This is a genomic window from Microbulbifer sp. ALW1 (genome assembly GCF_009903625.1).
Taxonomy (GTDB): Bacteria; Pseudomonadota; Gammaproteobacteria; order Pseudomonadales; family Cellvibrionaceae; genus Microbulbifer.
Genome location: NZ_CP047569.1, coordinates 4,083,907 through 4,106,348 on the forward strand (window position 1 = coordinate 4,083,907; position 22,442 = coordinate 4,106,348).

Sequence of the window (22,442 nt, forward strand, 5' to 3'; positions counted from 1 at the left end):
AGACTACCTCAGAAAAAGCTCTCTTCTACGGTCACTACATCGCCGGGGCGCAACAGCGTCGACAATTCCACTTTTTCTTTGGTCTGGGAGGCATCATCCCCACGCACGACAAAAATCTTGGTTTTAGAGGCGCGCTCGGTAAAGCCCTGTGCCAATGCCGCCGCCTTGCTCACGGTCATGCCCGGCTGATACGGAAAACCACCCGGCCTTTCCACTTCACCGTGAATAAAGAAGGGGCGATATTCCAGAATAGAAACGTGCACATTGGGGCTTACCAGGTAGTCACCCAGCAGCCCCTTGTGAATCAGGGATTCCAGTTCGGCAATGGTCAGGCCGGCCACCTTCAACTCCCCCAGAAACGGGTAGTTGATCAGGCCGCTATCCCCCAGCTGTGTATCCACAGTGAGATCGGCTTCGCCATACACATTGATCAGGATCTTATCGCCTGAGCCCAGGCGATAATCACTTTGTGATGCCTTATCCTCCGCGGATACCGACACCGACAGGCCAACCGTAACCAACACCAACAACAAACGGGCAACGGAGCGCAGAGCGCTCCGTTGCATTGCCTTCAGGAATCCCATAATTCATACCCGGCCCGGGGGCCGGGCCTCAATCACAAAGTTGCGTTCAGACCAACGAATACCAAGTTCTTTTCAAAATCGAACCCGTCAACGTTGGAATCTTTATCAGAAATGTTCAAACCAGCGTGGAAAGACAACCAACGGCGAGTCTGGTAGTCGAGACGGGCGGAAGTGTTCTTCACGTCGTCTTCACGCTTGGTAGCCGCGTATTCACTGTTCTCGAAGTTGTAAGAGAAAGTGCTGGATACGGCTTCAGACCAGCTGTGGGTCCAGGCCAAGGTAGTGCTCTTGGTATCGCTGAAGTTACCGTAGCCGTTGGACTCGTCACTGCGACGCTCGGTGTTGAGGTCAAACGAGCTGTAGCTCAGCGGGCTCCAGCGAACGCCTACTTCCCAGCGCGGTGCAGAGAAGTCTTTACGCTCGAAGCTCTTGAAGTCCTTCTGGCGCTGACCGATTTTCGCAGTACCGGTAGTGGCCGCAGTACCTTCCCACTTGATACCCACCATTACGTCGGTTTCAGAGCTGTTCAGGGTTTCGGTATTTGCCGCGGTGGCATCGTAATCGATCTTGCGACGGGATACTTCGGTAAACAGCTCGGTTTTGCCACCGGCGTTGTAGAAGAAGCCCACAGTACCGTAGTTAGTACCACGGTCACGGCTGGCAGTACGCAGGCCGCCGTCGTAGTCGCGGTCCTTGGTACCCACAGTCACGTCGATACGGCCCTTGGCACCCTCGGCACCAAAGCTGTACAGAGCACCCAAGTCAGAATCGGCGTAGGTATCCGGCTCGTCCAGCAGCTCGGCCTTACCCTCAGAGAACTGAGTACCGCGCGGCTCGTGACCATTGGTGTAGAGTGCGTTCAGAGACAGACGGTTTTTGGAGCTCAGCTCCCACTTGGCCGCACCATTAAAGAAATGGTCCAGGTAGTTATCATCTTCACTGTCAAAGTGCTCACCGCGGCTCAGGGAGTAGTTTACGCTGTACTCGCTGGTGCCGTTGGTGGCGAACAGCTCGAAGGTTGGCTTGATAACCGCGATCACGCTGTCCAGCTCGTCGCTGTCGGTATAAAGCAGGTTGTCATCGCTTTGGACGTCAAAGCTCAGGCTGGGTTTGAATTCCACCCCATTGCCCAGTTCGACGGATGCTGGATCCGACTGCGCCAGTGCGGAGCTTCCCGCACCCAGGCTCACGATCATGCAAATAGACGCTGACAAATTACGCTTGGTCATTTTTTCCTATCCAGTGGTCTTAAAATTATTTCCAACGGCTTGCCTTTAACCCCTCGACAAGCCTGTACCCAAAGGCCCCCGCCCACTAACAGAACGAAGAACCTCGAGTATCCCCCAATAAATTGTGACCCCAATCACAACCAGCGGCGAACATTATCACAGAGTGACCAGTTCGACTATGGCCCAAAAGAGACCGCATTTACTCTTTTACTACCGGCCGAAGCCCAATAAAACTCAGTAAGCGTTACTACCAACAAACCCCTTGAACAGGGTCATCCACACAATGCGGATGTCCAGCCACAGGGACCAGTTGCGGATGTACTGCAGATCGTGCTCCACCCGCTTGCTCATTTTCTCGACAGTATCCGTCTCACCGCGCCAGCCGTTTACCTGGGCCCAACCGGTGATACCCGGCTTCACCTTGTGACGCAGCATGTAGCCGTTCACCAGCGCACGGTACTGTTCATTGTGCGCAACCGCATGGGGGCGCGGGCCAACAATACTCATTCGCCCCTGCAATACGTTGATGAATTGCGGCAGCTCATCGAGGGAGGTACGACGCAGAAAAGCGCCGACCGGGGTAATGCGGGCATCGTTTTTGGTGGCCTGCACCACCTTGTCACCATTATCTTGGGTGGTCATGGAACGGAACTTCCATACCTTGATGGGACGCCCATCCAGCCCGTAGCGGTGCTGCTTGAAGATTACCGGCCCCTTGGAAGTCAGCTTCACCGCTGCGGCCACCGCCAGCATGATCGGTGAAATTGCCAGCAGGATAAGGGAGGACAACACCAGGTCTTCCATCCGCTTGAGCCAGCTGTTGATCCCCTCAATCGGCGTATCGTGCACACTCAACAGGCTGGTGCTACCCACCTGATAAAAGCGCGCATGCAACAGGTTGTTCACAAAAAGGTCGGTCGCGACATGCACCGTAGCGGTGGTATCGGCAAACGCCTGCAGAATTTCCGCAATGCGCAACTCTTCGCGCATGGGCAGCGCGATATACACCAGGTCCAGCTTGCCGGCCTTGGCTGCGGCAACCGCCTCGTCCACACCACCCAGTACCGGTGCACTACCAACCATGCCAAAAGCCTGGCCGCAGGCCTCGGATTCAGGCACCCGGTAAAAGCCATTAATACGGATACCCAGGTGCGGCTCACGGGCAATGTCTTTTGCCAGGCGCAGGCCGGAATCCGTTACACCGATGACAACCGCCGTGCGGGTATTGTGATCATTGGTGCGGAGATAAAACAGAAACAACCGGAAGGCGTAGCGCCAGATACCGAGAACCGCCAGGCCAGTGGCAAACCAGCTACCCACCACGAGACGGGAGAAGGTGTGGCCGGTTTTGGTGAAATAGGCGATCAACATCAAGCACACGCATACCGCTATCCACGAGATAGCCGTGAGCGTGAACATATGCAGATAGCTGTCCGCCCGCCAGGAGCGGTAAAGATTTAAAGACTCAGCCATAAAGGCAAAACCGATAGCGGCACCCAGGCCCGCGATCATCCAGTCTTTACTGACTGTAATCCCAAAGAAATTACAGCACGCAATGAGTGTACCGAGAATCAACAGTGCATCCAGCAAGCGGTACAGTGCAGCCAGGCCCGATTGGTGGCTGCGGATCCATCCCTGTTTCACGACTCCTTCCCCCATAAGCTCTCCCCGCCATCACGCCCTAGCCAACTAATCCTCAGCCGACCAGACAGAACGTATGGCACTGTCTACCCCAAAAATGAGCCCAATCTTAGGCCTCTAATAATTGGCGCAAATCATGCCATAGGTGTGACACGGTTCAAATATTAAAAGTGACAAAGAACAAAAAAACTGACATTTCGTTCAAATAAACAACAACCTGAATAAACAAACCTCAATCTTCATGAGGCAAAAAGCGGGCCAAAACAAGGGCCACAAAACTGCCGATAACAACCCCCGAAGCGTTTGCCCCCATATCCACCATGGACGCCGTACGTTCGGGCATCATCCAGCCCTGCCACAGCTCCAGTGCGGCACCCAGCAGCAACAATCCACAGACTCCCCAATACCGCCAGCGCCGGGTTACTGCAAAAACCCAAAGCACGGCCAACACTGCGAAAACGCCGCAGTGCAACAAAAGATCAAAATGGGGTATTACCTGGGGCACAGGCTGGGACTTCATGCCCGCAAAAAGCGCAGTACCCAGCACAAAAAGAAACAGCAGGCGGGCAACCAACTTCAGGTTACGAATTTCTATCATGGAAGATGCGCGCATCAAATAGCCCGAAAGAGTCAACAAAGAATTCACTGGTGTCTGGCAATTAGGAAGTACACAGTTTTACCTACAGGAAAATACCAACCCAACTAAAAGTCGCCGAACCACAAAACACGATAACCAAGCAGTCTACAGAACTTTCATACCGCTATAACACTCAAAATTTCTGTAGACAATGCTCCGTTTAACATTTCATTTATGCCCAAAAGGTTCGCCCCACAAATACTTAACGGGAGAAAGGAACAACGACACTGCAACTTCATTAAGGAGGCTTCTATAACCCGAAAGTGCGGTAAGCCAGTAGCATCTAGAGATACACTGTATGCAATAAACTTTCTCCGAGAAAATCAATACAACATTCAAATTGTCAACTCCATGTTGCTACTAACCACAACAACTACGACCAAAAGAAGTAATGGCATTTCTTAACACGGGACAAGCACACGAAAAAACAATCACCGACTAAAAACTCAAAATCAATAACCAATTAAGTATCGGCTATACCGAGGAAACATTTTTTTTACCGAATAAGATACGGCTATGCAAACCAATATAACCACCAATACGACGACAAAATATATGCCCCACGAATCATTTAAGTATGAAGAAATCCCAAGCTTTCCGAATCCGACTAACATGAACGGGTGAAGAAAAAAAATTGAAAAACTGGCTCCCGCCACAAGATTAAGAACTTTACTATTAAAGGCCTCATACCGAGAAAGCCAAACCATAAAAAATAAGCACAACAATATCTTTTGAAGAAAAATAAGATCAAGACCAGCAAATTCAAAAAAATCTTTATGATAATTACCTAAGTGGCCAGTATGGACCTGAATAAACGAGATGCAGATCGCGCCAAAAAAAAGAAAAAACTCTTTTCCACGCCAAAATGAATACACAGAATCTCGATAAATTGAGCATATAATTCCAAACAAATAAATAGGCGTATAATAAATAACGCTATGAAGTACTGAAATATTAGCTACCGGCCTATGGACAAACAACGCCACCGAAGCCAAACAAACTGTTAGAATTACTTGCCATTTGAATTTTAGTCGCACGAAGAGCACATGTAGCGGCGCTAGCACAAACATTACTAAAATAAACGGGACATACCAATAGGCAGTTAAGAATCGACCTGTACCATAATACTTAAGAGCCGGAACGACGTATTCATTAAATAGCCCACCTCCCTCCGGCAAATAGAAATCGCCAAAAGATGACTTCATATTAACGACGTAGTACAAAATAGGAGTCACACCCAAAATAAGATATGGGACAGCAACATTCTTCAATTTCCCAATTAAAAACTTTGAATAGAGAAACTTAACATAAAAAACATGATGAAACATAAAACCTGAAATGAAAACAAAAAGAGCCGTCCCCCCAACAACTAAATTATAGAAAACTTGCGCCGCAATTCCGTCTAAGTTTAAATTTGAAACAACAGCAAAGTGACCAGCAACAATCAAAGTTATTGCCACAGCCCTAAAATAATTAAAGGAATTCAAAAACATCAAAAAGACCTATTAAGCGGATCCCAGAGAAAATTAATGTTAATCTAAAATAGACGTTTTAGATTTTTAATTGATATGACTTAAGATCAACACAGATAGAATCAAAACCGCCAAACAGAAAGTGTATTAAAGCCTAAGCGCCGCTTAACGTGCCAAACTGCAATCAGATTTTGAGAAGCCAAAGCAATAGCTGTAGCTATCGCTCCACCGACTGTTCCCCAAATAGGTATGAGGACGATAGCCAGCAGCACAGCAATCGGACCTGAAATGAGTACAGCGTTACGGAAATCTTTTTCATGCCCCGACATAGTTAGAAGATACCCTACTGATCCAGTTACAACATTCACAAATTGCCCTGCCACTAGTATTTGCAATAGACACGCACCGTCACTAAAGCCCTCGCCGAACAATCTCATGAAAAATTCAGGGAATGCCAACATCACGAATACAATCGGAAGCGCAAACAGAACCATCAACTTCACAGAAGTAAGTGCCAACTTTTCCAACTCATCCAATCGTCCCTGTTTATACATGGCAGCAAAGCGGGGGGCCACGACCAAATTGACCGCTGTCAGGATAAAACTAGTAAGCGATGCAGTCCGCATCGCAACAGCAAGCTGAGCCACCCCGGCAGGCTCCACATAAGCACCCGCAATAAACTGCCCTGACCACTGTACCAATTGCGTCATTATCAAAACTATCCAAAGAGGAATACAACTTTGAAAAAGCTCTGCCCAAGTAACTTCTTGTGATTCATCATTGTTAGGGAAATTTTTCTTTAATTGACTCAAATTTGATACTATAAAAACGCTACCACATCCAATCGTAAGTAACGATGCAAAACTATACCCCCAAGCCGCATACTCAGCACTGGACAAGCCTAAAGCTAGTAGCAGAGCCACCAAGAATATATTACTCAGTATGTTCAGAGTGAGCACTGAAGCTACAATTTTACGTAGCCCCTGAAGCGCCATTGATAACAATGTAAACACTGCAAGTCCTATTATCCCTGGCGCCATTGCTGCGAGAACAGGGGCGAGATCGGGTTTACTGAATACCTTTACAGCCAGTAAATCACTTCCAAAATAAAACAGCACACCAACCGACCCGGAAACCAAGCCAGTTAGGACCAACGCTTTAGCTAGCGCAGAATGTACTCGCGCAGAATCACCTTCAGCGTAAGCCGAACCCACAAAGCGTAATAAAGTGCTATCTAATCCCAAACGGCAAACCCCGGCCGCAAAGGTAACGACACTAAAAGCAAGAAAATAATAGCCAGATTCAGTTGCGCCGAGTTGGCGGCCGAGCATCATACTTGCGAAAAACAATGCCAGAGCAGCGATCACACGTACAAAAAAACTAAGTCCGGTACTAAAGAGCAATTCATGATTACGCGAAAGACGCTCGATCAAAGAATCCAAATTTCCCCCTAGAAATCAATGAGTAACCGTGTAACTCGTGCTAACTATAAAAATAATACTTCTGTTAAACTCGCGCGTAGCGATCTTTCAATCGAACGATATCATCTTCACCAAGGTAAGAGCCCGACTGAACTTCTATCAACTCTAGCGGAATACTACCGGGGTTCTCCAGTCGGTGTACTTCGCCCAGTGGAATATATGTACTCTGGTTCTCCGTCACCATGAATTCCTTTTCCCCACAGATAACCATTGCTGTCCCCGAAACCACAATCCAATGCTCAGCACGGTGGTGGTGCATTTGCAAGCTCAGCTGCGCCCCCGGGTTTACTACGATGCGCTTAACCTGAAAACGAGCACCACTGTCGATGGAATCGTAATAACCCCAAGGGCGGTAAACCTTGCGGTGCACCTGCGCCTCAGAACGCTGATCCGATTTCAGGCGCTCCACAATTTTCTTGATGTCCTGCACCCGGTCCTTGGCGGCCACAAGAATGGCATCATCGCTTTCAACAACCACCACGCTATCCAACCCAATGGTGGCAATCAATTTACGATCACTCTGCACAAAGCAGTTCTGAGAATCCTGCAGAATCACATCACCGCGGGAAGTGTTACCGGCTTCATCCTTCTCAGAGATTTCCCATAGGGCAGACCAGGAACCCACATCGCTCCAGCCACAGCTCATGGGAACCACTACCGCATCCCGGGTGTGCTCCATTACCGCGTAGTCAATAGATTCATCGGCGCACGCCAAGAAAGCGGACTTCTCTGGGCGTACAAAATCCACATCGAAAGATGCGTTCCGCATGGCTTGCTCACACGCAGATAGGATGTCCGGACGGAATTGGCGCAGCTCGTCTAAAAACCGACTGGCACGAAACATAAACATGCCACTATTCCAGTAAAAGTCACCGGTACGAAGATATTCCTGCGCCGTTTCCAAGTCCGGTTTCTCTACAAACTCTTCGACAGTAAAAGCGCTCTCCGAGTCATCTAACGCTGCTGCTTTCCTAATATAGCCATATCCGGTTTCCGGAGCGGTCGGCACAATCCCAAAAGTAACCAATTTCCCAGCCTGAGCCAGGGGAATTGCCCGGCTCACCGAAGACTGAAATGCAGCCACATCTTTAATCACATGATCGGCAGCTAACACCAGTAGCAAAGGATCTTCCGTTCGCTGTTGCATAGATTGCAATGCTGCAAGCGCCACTGCAGGAGCGGTATTTCGACCTGCAGGTTCAAGCACAATACCAGTATGAGAAACCTTCGCTTCCCGCAGCTGCTCCGCCACCGTAAAACGGTGGTCGTCACCGCAGATCAACAAAGGCGCGAGAGATTCAATTCCAATTAGCCGTTTGCATGTATCCTGCAACATGCTGCACTCGCCAACCAAAGCCAAAAACTGCTTCGGAAATAGCTTCCGAGAAAGCGGCCATAAGCGTGTACCAGACCCACCTGACAAAATCACTGGCATTATTACCGAAGCCGGGCTCTGGTGCGAAACTTCACTCATACTTGACCTCTACTTGAGAACAAAACACTACGCGATTCACTGCCAATCCGATTCACAATCATACTTCCAATCCGCCATCGACTCTTGAAAGCTATACATGTACGAGTAGTTCTTATTATCCAAAAATTTAGGAATTATATTATTAGATTTAACCAGCTTCCTAAGTCTAACCGGACTAATAGAGTTCTGAATTCCAAATGGTTTTGAAAGAATATCCAGGCATACGGAGCAAGGGTACAGAAACCAATACGGTAGGCTCGGCGTGAACTTAGTAACTTTTGCGGTATCACAAACAACATTCACATACTGTTCGATAGTAGGGCCAGGATTCATTGACATATTGAATAGTGCAACACCCTCGTCCGTTCTATTTTCCAGAACCCACCACATGGCATTACAAAGTTCTTTAACGTAAGTTCCAGCCTTCCGCGTATTTCGGTTACCCATGTAGAAAAAATAGCCCTTTAACACTGCTCGAACTAAACGTGTCACATTTCCGCCTTCACCGGGGCCATAAACAACGCCAGGCCGAACAATTACAAGTTTCCTTGCACTTTTATCTTCCGCTTGCCAAGCCAAGTGAATCTTTTCAGCAACAAGTTTCGACGCGCCATAAGCGGAGATAGGTACTGGTACCGAGTTCTCGAACTTCTCTTCTTCTGTAGGGCCATAGGGAGCAATACTACTCGTGAAAATTAATTTTTCACAACGAACAGAAGATACCCACTCACATACATTTTCAGCGCCCTTAATATTAGTTTCAAAATATTCGATGGACTGATGCCCTGGCTCCCTATGAATAGCAGCAAAGTTAGCAACCAAGACGACGCTGCCAGTTGAAATGGTAATTTTCTCCCGCACATCACAAAACTGATAATGGACATTAGATTTAGTCAATACTTGTGAAGCAACATTGCCAAATTTATCAAATCTTGGCTCAACCAAATCGGCAATAACAACACTATCAACCAAATTATTTTTAAGTAAATATGCCGAAAAGTGACTCCCAATAAATCCACTGCCACCAAAAATTACAGCAACCTTTCCCATCAAACTTACCCACATAAATAAACGACAAACTAAAAAATAGATATACGCAATACAACTATAGATGCATTAGGGAAATTTTAATCGGGCGTTTAATGAGAATTGCTAACACACAAAATTTCAAAGCCTGATTTAAAATTTTTACCAAAACTTGTAATAATAGAGCGAAATATTTCATCTCGCAGACACCGCCTTTTTCCAGAGAACTGTTTTCTTTCCAAACAAAGACTGCGCTATACCTATCCCCGAAGCCAAATTGGCCATCAGGAAATATTGAAAAATATTGAAAACGCGACCTAAAACTGGAATCTCAAGAAAAGAAGAAGCAACTGAAAAACAATAGAATGCCACTTGCCCCCAAAGTAGAATATCAAAGATTAAACTCGAAAATGAAAACACCAAATATATATTACTCACAAAAGCAGTAATCATAAAAAATATGGAATACCACCTTAGAACTTTGTGAGAAAACAATTTCCAAAGGTCGACAAAAGAAAACTGACTATACATTTCAGCACGCATATATCGATAACTGTTATAAGACCTATTGCTAATTCTTACTTTTCTCGAAAATTCTTCAGACTTTCTCTCCGCGCCCTTTTCAAAGGCCTTAACATTTTCATTAAATTTAAGAGAGTAACCTTGCGCGATGACGCCCATAGACGTACAAAAGTCATCGAGCACATAGTTAGGAAGTATTCTGAATAATTTTTTTCTGATTGCGAAGATGGAACCATCTGCGCCCATCATGGATCCGGTCAACGACTCAGCTTTCTTAATCGCTTCTTCATAGCGCCAGTAAAGACCATTGGATTCCGCTGCGCCCTCCTCATCTTGGTTAATATATGTTAATTGCCCGGCGACACAACCTACTTTCTGGTCGAAAAACGTTCCATTAATGTGTTTAAGTGCATTCTCCTCTAGGTAAACATTTGCATCAGAAAACACTAGGATATCGGCATCTATCTTAGAAACAGATTTATTGATTGCATTTGTTTTCCCCAAAAAGTCATTGATCTCAATCAAATTAACTTTTCCGGGGTACCTCTTAGCGTACTCACTGGCTATTTCTGAAGTTCTATCGGTAGAACTATCAGAGATCACCCAAATTGAAAATCTTTCTTCTGGATATTTCAAATTTAGATGATTATTGATTTTTTTCTCTATAACTTCCTGCTCATTATGCGCCGGAATTAAAATCGCAACTCTCTGAAAATCCGAAGAAACATCATAAGCTAACCTTCGGCCGAAAAAACGAGACAAGATTGAAATCAGCAAAGGGAAGCCAATAAACACGTAGAACAGCAAAAATATAGAGCCAAAAAAGACGATAAGAGCGAAGGTATCCATAAACATCCTAGAGGGAATCAAAAAACTTTAAATAACACTGAGTCAATTACTTGTTTAAGCCTATAGCCCACACCTAACACAATGCCTTTTTCTTTTATATGCCGCCTAAATCCAGACATGAAATCGTTAAATTTGCATCCAAACCTATATAATGTTCCATACTTAACATTAGCTGTAGGTTGAACGGGCACATATCCGCATATTTTCATTTCGTCAATGCAAATCGATTCAATCAAACTCAGATTTTTTGCAGAAATCTTCCCTAAAAATTTTGAATGATTATCTCTCACAACACCATGCGCACCTTTCGCAGCCCCCATTTTTTCTCGATTCTCTTTCAGGGTGAGCATCTCCGAAGAATACTCTATATCGAGAAAATCACAGATACGCCGCATTACGAGATCCGTATCACTCAACAATTCCTCGTAAAATATATGCAAGCTGTCACTTGGGTGCTGATTTTCGAACTTAAAAAACGCTTCAATTCCATCACGCCATTTTTCGGCGGCAGTTAAGTACGACTTTCCCCAGGCCTTCCGCATAGATAGGCAAACGTCCCTTGGGTCTCGCGAAACACAAATTATTTTTGCAGACGGAAAAACTTGAGATAAATCATCCAAGTGAAATAGGTTGAAAGGGGTCTTATCTCCAAAATACTTACCACTCTTATTTTCAGAAAAATACAGCAGAATGTACTTAATGACATTGTATAATGTGGGATCTTCAGCCAATTCTCTGTAAACAACACTTTCTCGTAATGGCTCCACCCTCCCTGCAAAGTGATAATAAAAGGCTGACTTGTTTACCGTTTTTACAATTTCAGAAACTTCTTTTATATTCAATGGCCTATCTGCCGGGTACTTATGGCAAAATTTTGGGATAAGTTGAAACTCATCTCTAGGCATAGATATTTCTTGATTTTGCGATAACAGTTCACGAAGAAGGGTGGTCCCACTTCTTGGAACCCCTACAATAAAAACCGGATTCATTTCACCACACCAAAATTGTAACGTTCAAGTTGCGAATTAAATTTCAACACTATCCCTATGAATATCCAGAAGAGGATGCCTATTGAGAATAAATTTTGGAGGAGAATTACCTCGAAAGCGTTGTGGAACATAATCATTAAAAAAAATGCACAACCAACGGCACGTATTGAATCATCTTCAATACCAATTAAGCGTTGCCAGATCTTCCAAAAAAGCCAGAGAAGAAGCGCCACTCCAAGAATGCCCGTTTGAAGCATAATCTGTAGATATAAATTATGAGCTGACCAACTTTCATCTGAATAGAATTCTCGAAGAAGTGCCCCTCCGCCCCAACCTAAAAGAGGTTTTTGTGAAATGAGGTCAGTCAAAATCGGCCAAATTATTTGTCGCCCGGACTTTAAAGTGCGACCGGACTCATCCAATCCACCCAATAACTGGGATTCACTAATAACTAGATCTATATTCGAGTACATCCATACAACACATGGAATGCCAAATAAGATGATAATGAATATGAGGTTATAGACTTTATTCTTACACTCCAACCAAAGTACCGCGGTAAAGTATGTCACTCCAAATATAACTATTTGCAAAAGTTGAGCTCGCACATCCCACAGGAAAGACTGAATAGTTAAACCAGCAAGGAAAAAAATAATTTTTATTGAGCTTACCTTAGACAAGATGCTCCGTGACAATAAGTAGAAAAATGCTGAATAAAAAAAGTATGATGATATAGCATTCTTACTTCTCTCAGAAATCCCTAGAAAATCAATTACCAGCAGAAGAATGCCCAGTGAAAATGCAATTGTGGACAGGTATACAATTTGACTTTTTGTGAAATTTACTATTTTCACCAAGTACAGAATTGAACATACAATTAGAATTTGATATGCATGCGCAAACCCTGAACTACCCCATATTGCCGATACCGTATACAAAATAAATAGAAGAATTACAGGCGTTAGCAGTTTTACACTCTCACGATGGAAATAGTAAAAACGAAAGCAAATTAATACCGGGGCACTATAAATTACTGCCTTTATTATTAAGATTTGAGAGTAATATTGAGCACCAAGTGATAGATCAATGAAGCCAGCGAACAAAATGGAAACTATCACACCAAAAGCTACCCAACTAAAATTTACCATTTAGTGAATAGCCTCAATTATTTTACTTACGTGTCTTTTCCACTTGAAATTGCTTTTCGCATATTCAATAGCAGCTTTGGAAATTTTTTCGTAGCTGTATTTTTTAGCCAAAAGGCTCTCTATACAACCAGCCAAACTTGATACATTATCAGGATCAACTAAAAATCCTGTTTCTCCATGAATTATCAATTCCTTGGTTCCGCCATTTCCTCCAGCAAATGTCACTAGCCCCATCGCCATAGCGTCAGCCACAACCAGCCCAAACCCCTCGACATCGCCATCTTTCGTAGACTCCAACTGAGGATGTAAAAATATATCCGAAGTAGCGTATAATCTATGTAAATCCTCATCAGAGACACGCCCCAGAATCTCAACTTCACGATCAAGACCTACTTTCTTCACATAAGCCTTTAGAGAATCAAGTTCAGGACCTGAACCTGCAATTTTATATAAAAAACCTGAAGTCGTAAGAACACCGGAAGCCTTTAAATCAGCCAATGCCTGAATGGCCATTTCAAGATTTTTTCTTTTTTCCAATCTACAGACCGTAAAGAATTTTACAGTAGATTTTTCACTTAGCCTTTTAGCTAAAGAACTTTCGGCAGACAAAGAAACGCCGTTATAACTAACTATTACATTGGGATAGGGCTGACAACTTAAACTCAAATTTTCGAATGCGCTAGCCGTGTACTGGCTAACAGCCACTACTACATCTGACATTGACATTGAGCGAGTCATCAGGATACGAATTAGCCTATTTTTCTTTAGAATTTCATTGCCATGAATGGTGACAATTCTTTTTTCTTTATGTCTTTTCAAGAAAAACGTCGGCAGCATAAGTCTCCAACTAGTCGCATGTATAATGTCAGCGCGACTAATATGCAGTCTATTTTTCAAACACACCAGAATAAGTTTCAGGAATATATATACCTGGTTGCCGTAGCCAACACTAACAACCGTTCCCACGTTAGGATCTTCACTGACACTTCTTTTTATCCCACTAGTAATAAGCGTTACCTGACAACCTTCCGCTTTATAGGATTTCGCGAGCTCGTAACTATATCTTTCTATACCTCCGGATCTAGGCGGAATGGATTTTGCTAAAACTATAACTTTCATTTATATACCGCTCCAACGACCCGCTTTTTAAATACAGACTTCCCAAATTTATAAAATGGTCTTTCAACAAACTTTTCAGACATCGAAGAGACAGCAATAGCCACCAAGACAGTGAAAACAAAAATGGCGGCAGGTGAAAACTCTAGACTTTTAAAAAAGGGAAAGAGACCAATAGAAAGTATGAATACAGGCATATGAAAAAGGTACAGCGAGTAGCTAATCTTTCCTAAAAATCTACTTACATGATTCGCAATCCTGATTTTTGACGATAAGACAACTGCACCAATTATACCTACGAAATATGATACAAAGTATCGATACCATGTTTCTGAATGTCCAGAGTCAAAGCTATACGCTAGAACAGTAATGGGCGGAAGAAATAGCACGAAAGCAGCCAAGTAAAGCTTCGTATATTTTTTTGCGCTCAAATCGTGTTCAACTACTGATCCCCTATAAATCATTCCAAAAAACATTATTGAGAGAGATAATGGAACAGCCACCGGAATCTTTTTTTCTAGAACACATCTAATCAATGAAAACACTAGCGAAACAAATAAGAATCCCATTGACATAAAAAATATGTGTTTAAATGAAAAAAGAACCCCGAAATAAAATAGCGCAGCGACTAATACATAGAAAATTATTTCAATTTGAAGTGTCCAGTACACTCCAACAATGTGATCTACACCAAATACAGCCTGATTCATCGTAAGGTTAACTATATAGGTAAGGACATCAGGTTCAGTTCCATGTACATACGGCCAAACCACTAGTCCACCGACCAAAATACTTAACCAATACACAGGAAATAGGCGAAAAAATCTGCTTTTAGAGAATTGAACTATCCCTTCCCGGCCATCTTTTCCAATTAAACTATAAGGAACGACAAACCCAGATATAAAAAAGAATATTACGACGCCAACCTTTCCAACATCCAAAAATTCAGTAAATATGTTGGTAAATATATAATCCATACTGCTTGTGGTAAATTTCTCTTCCACAAAAATTCTTAAACCATGCATCAAAACTACAAGTAAAGCAGCAATCCCTCGCATCGAGTCCAGATAATGCAATCTTGGTATTTTTCTCATTGTCGTCATTTCTAATATTCTTTATTGATGCTGTCTGCCAATTGATCGGTAAATAACACCTGTACCTGAGAAAACCGAACAGCTATATATCAGCCTTCCATCAAATACGACACGGTCATTCAGACTTGACTTTATCTGCTCCACATTCAAGCTACGAAACCCTTGCCATTCAGTTACTACAACCAGCGCGTCAGCGTTACTCAGAGCGGAGCCCAGTGTTCCCATCAGCCACAGATCATCCCGATTACCGTAAATACGCTGGCACTCATCCATCGCTTCAGGATCATATGCCTGCACTTTTGCACCAGCCTCCCAAAGTTGTTCCATCAGCACACGGCTAGGTGCTTCTCGCATATCGTCGGTTTTCGGCTTGAATGCCAACCCCCAAACCGCGAAAGTTTTCCCCTTCAGCGTATCGCCCGGAGCTTTCGGATCGCAGCCATAGTGCTGGCAAATCATTTCAAACAGCTTGTGCTTCTGCCGGTTATTGACGTTTTCAACGGATTCCAGGATTTCTGCCTTGAAGCCCAGCTGGTTTGAAGTGCTAATCAGCGCTTTTACATCTTTCGGGAAACAAGAACCGCCGTAGCCACAGCCCGGATAGATGAAGTGGTAGCCAATGCGTGGGTCTGAGCCGATACCCTGTCGCACTTGCTCGATATCCGCACCCACATGCTCAGCAATATTCGCCATCTCGTTCATAAAGCTGATTTTGGTGGCCAGCATGCAATTCGCTGCGTACTTGGTGAGTTCCGCGCTGCGCACATCCATAAAGATGATTTTGTCGTGGTTGCGGTTAAACGGCGAATACAGCTCTCGCATGGTTCGTTCAATCCCACTGCGTGACTCACCGTCGCTATCCACTCCGATCACGATTCTGTCGGGGCGCATACAGTCGGCTACTGCGGCGCCCTCTTTCAGGAACTCAGGGTTAGAGATAACTGTGAACGCCAACTCACACTCACGCTCACGTAACTTTGCGCCTACTTTTGCTTTGACTTTATCTGCGGTGCCAACGGGGACCGTGGATTTGTTGATGATGATCTTTTCATCATTCATATACGACGCAACGGAGTCGGCTACCGCCAGTACATATTGCAGGTCGGCCGAGCCATCTTCATCGGGTGGGGTGCCCACAGCAATGAATTGAACCAGGCCGTGATTGGTTGCTTCCTCGGCGCTGGTGGTGAATTGCAGGTTTCCGGAGGCGATGTTGGCTTTGACGATAGGCTCCAAGCCGGGCTCGTAAATCGGGATGATGCCATCTTTGAGACGATCGATTTTGTTGACATCCACGTCCATGCACATGACTTGATGCCCCACTTCTGCAAGGCAGGCACCAGTAACGAGACCAACGTAGCCTGTACCAAAGATGGTTACTTTCATTTACTTACTTATTCCTTTTTACGAGATTTATTTTTCTCGCCAATCAGTATTCTTTCTTGCCTCAGCAAGTTTTACAGTTTGTCAGTAGCCCGTGGAACCTTCGCTTTTTCTGCCAAGCCTTCCCGAATGATCTTGTCCTGTAGGGCTTGTTTGGCCTTATCATCCCCGTGAACGATGCGGACTGTTTGCGGCTTGCGCTGCATTAGCCGAATGAACTCCAGCAGGTCACTTTGATCCGCATGGGCTGAGTAACCGCCTATCGTTTCGATCCCTGCATTGATCGTCACTCGCTCGCCATCCAACTCTACATATCCGTGCTGCTTACCGTACTTCTGGATATCCCGCCCCGGTGTACCTTTCGCCTGATAACCCACAAAGACGATGTTGTGGCGCTTTTCCTCAAGCATCGCCTTCAGATAATTGACGATACGGCCTCCGGCACACATGCCGCTGGCCGCAATCACGATGGCCGGCTGCTTGGTCTGCGCCAGGCGGTTGACCATTTTCTGATGGGTCGCGTGGTCGTCTACAGTGAGCAGTTGCTCAAAGCTCAGGGGGTGGCGGCCTTGATGGATTACGTCCCTCGCCTCCTGGTCCCAGTATTTTTCCAGGCGGCGGTAGGCTTCGGTGAAGCGACTGGCCAGCGGCGAGTCGATGATCACCGGGAGGTCGATCCAGGGGTTCTTTTTATTGCCCTCTCCGTCCTTTTTCGCCTGCTCATGGATAATCTGCTCCAGCTCGTACAGCAGTTCCTGGGTGCGACCGATGCTGAAGGCGGGGATGAGGACGCTACCGCCGTCTTCCAGTGCACGCTCAACCGTTTTGCGCAGGGTTTCTGCCCGCTGTTCGCGGTTTTCGTGGAGGCGATCGCCGTAGGTGCTTTCTATTACCAGCTCGTCACAGCCCTCACTTGGGGTTGGGCCATAGAGCAATGGGGTATTGGGGGCTCCCAGGTCGCCAGAGAAGATGATCCGGCGGGTCTGTTCATTGCCTTGTGCGCTGGATACGAGGTCGCATTCCACATAGGCGGAACCCAGTATGTGACCGGCCCTTTGCAGGCGAATATTCAGCCCGCCGGACTCTCCTTCGACCACTGGCTGCCACTGGTTGTAGGCCAGTGGACGCAGCTGCGCCTTGATGTAGCCGAGGAATTGTTCGATCAGGGCTTTATCGCGGGTAACGCCGACTTTTAAAGCATCTTCAAGTACCAGGGGAAGGAGTTCGGCACTGGGTTCGCTGCAGTAGATGGGACCGCGGAAGCCGGCAGCGATCAGGTAAGGTATACGGCCACAGTGGTCTATATGTACGTGGGTGACGACCAGGGCTTTTACACTGTCGATGGGGAATTCAATTTCCAGGTGGTCGTGCTTGCTGCCACCGGGCGAGGTTTCGGCTCCCTGGAAAAGTCCGCAATCGATCAGGATGGAGCTTTGCGCATCCAGATACAGCTGGTGGCAGGAGCCGGTAACACCATCGACCGCACCATGATGGACGATACGGCCAAACCCGGCGGGAACCGCACTTTTTGCACTCGCAGCCGAGCCCACCGCCTGTGCGGTGTCTTCACTGCTACTGATGACTGTGGTTTCTGCCATGGTCTCGAATATCCCTGTGCCTTTTTCGCGGCAAATCCCTGCCGCGCCTGTTGTTGTTCAAGCGTGTTTTTTGTGCGTCTTTCGCTGGATGACCGGAAACAAAAACCCCGCGGGGATCAGATCAGCTCTGCCCGCTTACGGAATATTTGGTGTGGAAGGTGTAGAGAACTCGCCCCCGCGAGCGTAGCGGCCTGGCAGCTGCCACGACTCCCCCCAAGTCAATCCCCACTTTCTTATAGGATTGCGGCGGTTTCAGTACAGTACGCAATCACTTTGATCACATTTTGATCACATTTTCGACTCTCACCCCAGTAGATAAGAATCGAAACACGCAATGGATGTGATAGGCGTCACACTTTATCAGCTATCGAGGACAATTCAAGGAGGAGATGTGCCCGTACCTCTACGCCCCCTCTTTTCGCACTTATCCACAGGGCTCCACCTGCTCGTAGTCAGGACATGTATTTAAAGGTGAGGCCCGCATCCACCGAAAGTCTTTGAGCAATTTGCATGCCAGGACAAAGGGTGGGAGGCAGTGGACTTAGTCGCTAGTGAACCGGTATTTCCCCAGCAAGAAGCGACAAATATTGACCGGATAGTTCACAAGGTAGCGGCGGATGGTGTGAGGCTCCCTTACCATCCGGTAGAGCCAGCGCAGTTTTAGTGCATTAATGAGCTGGGGATAGTAGTGGGTACCTCTGGCGTTGGCGGTCTGGGTAATAAAAGCACCGCAGGTGATACCAAAGCCCTTAAACCCCGCAGATCTGGCGTCCAGCAGGAATTGCTCTTGCCTACCAGCACCCAGACCAACTACAAGTATATCGGCCCTGGCATTAACGATATCAGCCAGTAGCGATCCTTTTTGCTTCGTGGGGAAATAACCGTGGTGGAAACCACAGATTTGCAAATCGCGATATCGCTTTTTCAGTTTGTTAGTGAAGGAGGTCATTTCTTCTGGCTGGGCACCAACGAGGTAAATCGTCTTGTGGTTGTTTTCGCAGTAACTGAACACTTCATGGGCGAGCGACGTAAAGTCGAAGCTTGCCCTCTGTACCTGGATATTCCGGATACTGCAGAACTGACGCAGTAGCCCCCCGTCACAACCGAAGTAGAACTGATCCCTGTCTACTTGCGGAATCTTCGCAACAATACCAATGGACGCAAAATTCAAGAAAGAGAAGTTAATGCCCTCTCGAAAATAGCGAGAAACACCTTTTCCAAGTATCTTGAATTCAGGGCGAATGGCCGCCTCTGAACTATGGCGATACCGCGAATCGCGTATTTGACTCATTGCTTTCACTTTTATTGTTATCTCCGTTTTCGCAGAGCAGGCTTTGGCGAATCGAAAGACCCAGCAAGCAAAAGAACAGAAAGCAGGCAAGCTGAGGAGCGTCGATATCTTCAAACAGGAAAAACAGGCAGAAAATGGCCAGAGCCAGTTGTAGTCGCGCACCACTGGTATCACGCTCAACTCGCCACATCCGGCGCATTGCACGCGCTTGCAACTTCGCCACGAATACACCAAAAACGATCAGGCCGAGAACGCCCGATTTGACGAAGGTTCCGAGCAGGGTTGAATGAGAGCCCAAGGGGATACCCAATTCGTCTCGCGGCTTCACGCCGATCCCCAACAAAGGGTTAAGCTCCCAGGTTTGCGCTATGGCCCTCGCATAAGATTCAAACCGCAGTGAATTTGATCCCTCTCTTGAATTCACGAAGCCAAGCCAGTATTCCAGTAGTACCCCATCAAACCACAGCAGCAAAAATATAGGGCAGCTGGCTAGTGCAACCAGAAGCAGCAGAATCCTGCCACGGCGATCCAATACTAAATACACAGAGCCAAATACAAGGAGAATGAACATTACAAGCAGTAGCCGTGAGTTTGAGGAGAGAACCAGGGCTATCGCCATTAACGATGTGAAGAAGTAGGCCCGGCTAAAGACGTTGACTCGATAGGTGGCCAAGGCAAAAAGCAGGAACACGCAGGCACCGTAGGCATTGGCATAGGGAGAGAGAAATGCGTACCTGGGCTTGGCTCCACCGAAAAACCAATCCTGCGAAATTATGTTGAGCACAATCGAATCGGAGATTAGTTCTGGAACACCGGCCCCGCCAAAGATATACGCTGCCGGCGTTTTTATGGATAGCAATCCGATACCTGAGAAGTACAGAAATACCGTCAGTAAAACGAGTACCAAAAGATAGCGGCGGCTAATATAAGATAAGCGGTTAACAGCCAAATTCGACGTTGAACGACAGGCCTGCAGCGCGATCAGTAGCCCGCAAATCCAGAAAGAAAGGTTATACGCCGAGGCTACGATCCTCTCCACGGGAACCAATGGAAAGTTAACAACTAGTGATCCGGTATACAGGAAAATACCAAAATAAATCGGCACCAACATCGGAGGCGCCAGGTGCACTTTGACCCTGCCGGCAAGTAGTATCAGGGCGGCCAGTACCTGCACAGCAACGAAACTGACACCCATGCCCCAGATCAATGGGAATAACAGAAGGAATAACGGCAGTATGTTATCCCGACGAATCATGCCGTGCGCCTCAACACACTGGACTTGATCGCGAGAAACCAACTTTGCGGTAACAGCATCCTCAAGGTGTAGTACGCGAGTTTCTGCGCTGGCATTTTTCCCTGAAGGGCAACTCGGCCAATATCACCAAAGGTTGCCAGTGGTGCCTGAGTAAGGCCGAGCATGGCGTAGTGGTATACCCGGAGTGCGGCCAAAAGGTCGTCATCCAAATAGGGGGCCAAGCTCTGCTCAAGGCGTACCAACTCGTTGCGGCTGACATTCACGGAAAGCCTGTTCTCGGCATCTGTATCGACATAGCACGCCAGCACCTCGGGTAACATCAGGGTTTGTGCCTTTCCCTGCGATGCCCGAATCAAAAAATCGGTGTCATCACCGTAGCAGACACTTTCATTCCAGCCGGTACTTCGTGCGAGCTCGCTGCACACGACGATAGATGAAGTCCGAACGCTTTCCGCGTTACAAACCAGGTATTCGGTGAGGGAGGTATTCGGTGAATACTCGCGAATTGGGCGTTCATAGGTAATGCCATTTCCGCAAACCTGAATCCGGGAAAAGACAATATCGGCTCCACCTGCGGCAATTGCCGCATGAACCGTCCGTAGCTTGTCGGGATAAAAGCAGTCGTCCGAGTCCAAATACGCGATGTATTTGCCGCGGGCTAGCCGACTACCCAAGTTGCGGGCAGAGTTTGCACCGCCATTCGTTTTACGGTGATAGTGGATCCGCCCATCGTCAAATCGCTGGAGTACTCCCGCAACATCCGCATCCGAACCGTCATCGATCACGATCAGTTCAAAATCGTGAAAGCTTTGGGAAATACAGGATTCTAGCGCGCGCTCTAATTCAGTGGTGCGGTTGTAGCAAGGAATGACGATACTGAAGTATGGCGACGACACGGGCTACTCCAGGTAAAAGTGACGGTAGGTTCGCGTCGACTGAATCTGAGCCCGGTACTCGCGGTCACTGGCTATGATGCCTTTCACTCGCGTGTAGGCTTCTGCGTACCATTTATTTTCGCCCTTGTTCTCCCCTGAGAGTTTGACTTCGGACTTACAGAAGTCAGCCATTGCCTCTCGAGCCTGGGGCGTATTCAGCTGCTCTGTCTTCAGAAGCAGGATGTCAAACCTTCCCTGTTGAATTCGAATGTGTCCGCTTTCTGAATTGGCATATTCGAATACATCGATACCCGTGAACCGTTTGATTTCCTCATCAAACCAGGTATCAAAGTAAAAGTGATCGAACGCTTTGTGGAAGGCCTCTACGAGGAATATCTCGCCCTCTTCCCGGGTATCCGGTCGATGTTGATCGACATAATCCCGCCCCCAGAACAGCAGATCCTGAAAGAACATGGATACATTTCTGTCGAGCGGGTTTCGTATCAGGGTAATTATGCGAATTTTCTTGCGGCGATTTATTGCGAAGCGAGTGAATGCATCCCGAAATTTTAGCCACAGGTTTCCAATCAGGCTTTCTCGCAATTTCTTTTCGTGCAAGTGACACGGTGGGCGACCATACAGACTATGCAACTGCACGGCACCGGGAATTGAACGCTCCAGTGAGGTAGAACCTACTTTTCCCATTTGATAAACGAGAATACTTTCTTCGTTTGCGAGCTTTTTGTAAGTGCTTGTTAGTCTTTTGAATATACGCATT

Annotated in this window: 19 protein-coding genes; all 19 read right to left on the reverse strand. The window is 46.6% G+C overall.

From position 1 onward, the window contains the following. Positions 1 to 8: 8 nt before the first annotated feature. A complete protein-coding gene (locus tag GRX76_RS16900; protein WP_160154371.1) occupies positions 9 to 566 on the reverse strand; it encodes a polysaccharide biosynthesis/export family protein in 558 nt (185 codons plus the stop codon). Between the two features lie 50 nt (positions 567 to 616). Next, complete coding sequence (locus tag GRX76_RS16905; RefSeq protein ID WP_160154372.1) at positions 617 to 1,813, reverse strand: outer membrane beta-barrel protein; 1,197 nt, start codon at positions 1,811 to 1,813, stop codon at positions 617 to 619. A gap of 234 nt (positions 1,814 to 2,047) precedes the next feature. Beyond that, on the reverse strand, positions 2,048 to 3,457 hold the full coding sequence (locus GRX76_RS16910; protein WP_236250441.1) for an undecaprenyl-phosphate glucose phosphotransferase: 1,410 nt from the start codon (positions 3,455 to 3,457) through the stop codon (positions 2,048 to 2,050). A gap of 229 nt (positions 3,458 to 3,686) precedes the next feature. Beyond that, entirely contained in the window at positions 3,687 to 4,100 is a 414-nt protein-coding gene (locus GRX76_RS16915) for a VanZ family protein (RefSeq protein ID WP_160154374.1), read from the reverse strand. Positions 4,101 to 4,543: 443 nt separating this feature from the next. Then, complete coding sequence (locus GRX76_RS16920; protein ID WP_160154375.1) at positions 4,544 to 5,584, reverse strand: acyltransferase; 1,041 nt, start codon at positions 5,582 to 5,584, stop codon at positions 4,544 to 4,546. 101 nt (positions 5,585 to 5,685) lie between these two features. After that, positions 5,686 to 7,005: a flippase gene (locus GRX76_RS16925; protein ID WP_160154376.1), complete on the reverse strand. Its 1,320-nt coding sequence runs from the start codon at positions 7,003 to 7,005 to the stop codon at positions 5,686 to 5,688. A 64-nt stretch (positions 7,006 to 7,069) separates the two neighbouring features. Further along, positions 7,070 to 8,518: a mannose-1-phosphate guanylyltransferase/mannose-6-phosphate isomerase gene (locus GRX76_RS16930; RefSeq protein ID WP_201276853.1), complete on the reverse strand. Its 1,449-nt coding sequence runs from the start codon at positions 8,516 to 8,518 to the stop codon at positions 7,070 to 7,072. 36 nt (positions 8,519 to 8,554) lie between these two features. Then, complete coding sequence (locus GRX76_RS16935; RefSeq protein ID WP_160154377.1) at positions 8,555 to 9,568, reverse strand: NAD(P)-dependent oxidoreductase; 1,014 nt, start codon at positions 9,566 to 9,568, stop codon at positions 8,555 to 8,557. Positions 9,569 to 9,739: 171 nt separating this feature from the next. Beyond that, positions 9,740 to 10,915 (reverse strand): glycosyltransferase family 2 protein, encoded by a 1,176-nt coding sequence (locus GRX76_RS16940; protein ID WP_160154378.1) that lies wholly within the window; start codon positions 10,913 to 10,915, stop codon positions 9,740 to 9,742. Between the two features lie 17 nt (positions 10,916 to 10,932). Next, a complete protein-coding gene (locus tag GRX76_RS16945) occupies positions 10,933 to 11,904 on the reverse strand; it encodes a sulfotransferase (protein ID WP_160154379.1) in 972 nt (323 codons plus the stop codon). Next, on the reverse strand, positions 11,901 to 12,584 hold the full coding sequence (locus GRX76_RS16950; protein WP_160154380.1) for an O-antigen ligase: 684 nt from the start codon (positions 12,582 to 12,584) through the stop codon (positions 11,901 to 11,903). Before GRX76_RS16950 ends, GRX76_RS16945 begins: the two co-directional genes overlap by 4 nt. Positions 12,585 to 13,052: 468 nt before the next feature. Beyond that, on the reverse strand, positions 13,053 to 14,171 hold the full coding sequence (locus tag GRX76_RS16955) for a glycosyltransferase family 4 protein (RefSeq protein ID WP_160154381.1): 1,119 nt from the start codon (positions 14,169 to 14,171) through the stop codon (positions 13,053 to 13,055). Beyond that, on the reverse strand, positions 14,168 to 15,271 hold the full coding sequence (locus GRX76_RS16960; protein WP_160154382.1) for an acyltransferase: 1,104 nt from the start codon (positions 15,269 to 15,271) through the stop codon (positions 14,168 to 14,170). Before GRX76_RS16960 ends, GRX76_RS16955 begins: the two co-directional genes overlap by 4 nt. Positions 15,272 to 15,283: 12 nt before the next feature. Further along, complete coding sequence (locus tag GRX76_RS16965) at positions 15,284 to 16,648, reverse strand: UDP-glucose/GDP-mannose dehydrogenase family protein (protein WP_160154383.1); 1,365 nt, start codon at positions 16,646 to 16,648, stop codon at positions 15,284 to 15,286. A gap of 71 nt (positions 16,649 to 16,719) precedes the next feature. Beyond that, positions 16,720 to 18,243 (reverse strand): MBL fold metallo-hydrolase RNA specificity domain-containing protein, encoded by a 1,524-nt coding sequence (locus GRX76_RS16970; protein ID WP_160154384.1) that lies wholly within the window; start codon positions 18,241 to 18,243, stop codon positions 16,720 to 16,722. Positions 18,244 to 18,784: 541 nt separating this feature from the next. Beyond that, the gene (locus tag GRX76_RS16975; RefSeq protein WP_160154385.1) at positions 18,785 to 19,534 is read right to left on the reverse strand and encodes a WecB/TagA/CpsF family glycosyltransferase; all 750 of its coding nucleotides are present in this window, start codon (positions 19,532 to 19,534) and stop codon (positions 18,785 to 18,787) included. Next, positions 19,500 to 20,789, reverse strand: coding sequence for an O-antigen ligase (locus GRX76_RS16980; protein WP_160154386.1), 1,290 nt, complete (start codon positions 20,787 to 20,789; stop codon positions 19,500 to 19,502). The genes GRX76_RS16975 and GRX76_RS16980 overlap by 35 nt, the downstream gene beginning before the upstream one ends. Next, positions 20,786 to 21,685, reverse strand: a complete 900-nt coding sequence (locus GRX76_RS16985) for a glycosyltransferase family A protein (protein ID WP_160154387.1) — start codon at positions 21,683 to 21,685, stop codon at positions 20,786 to 20,788. Before GRX76_RS16985 ends, GRX76_RS16980 begins: the two co-directional genes overlap by 4 nt. A 3-nt stretch (positions 21,686 to 21,688) precedes the next feature. After that, the gene (locus GRX76_RS16990) at positions 21,689 to 22,441 is read right to left on the reverse strand and encodes a putative capsular polysaccharide synthesis family protein (RefSeq protein ID WP_160154388.1); all 753 of its coding nucleotides are present in this window, start codon (positions 22,439 to 22,441) and stop codon (positions 21,689 to 21,691) included. Position 22,442: the final 1 nt, after the last annotated feature.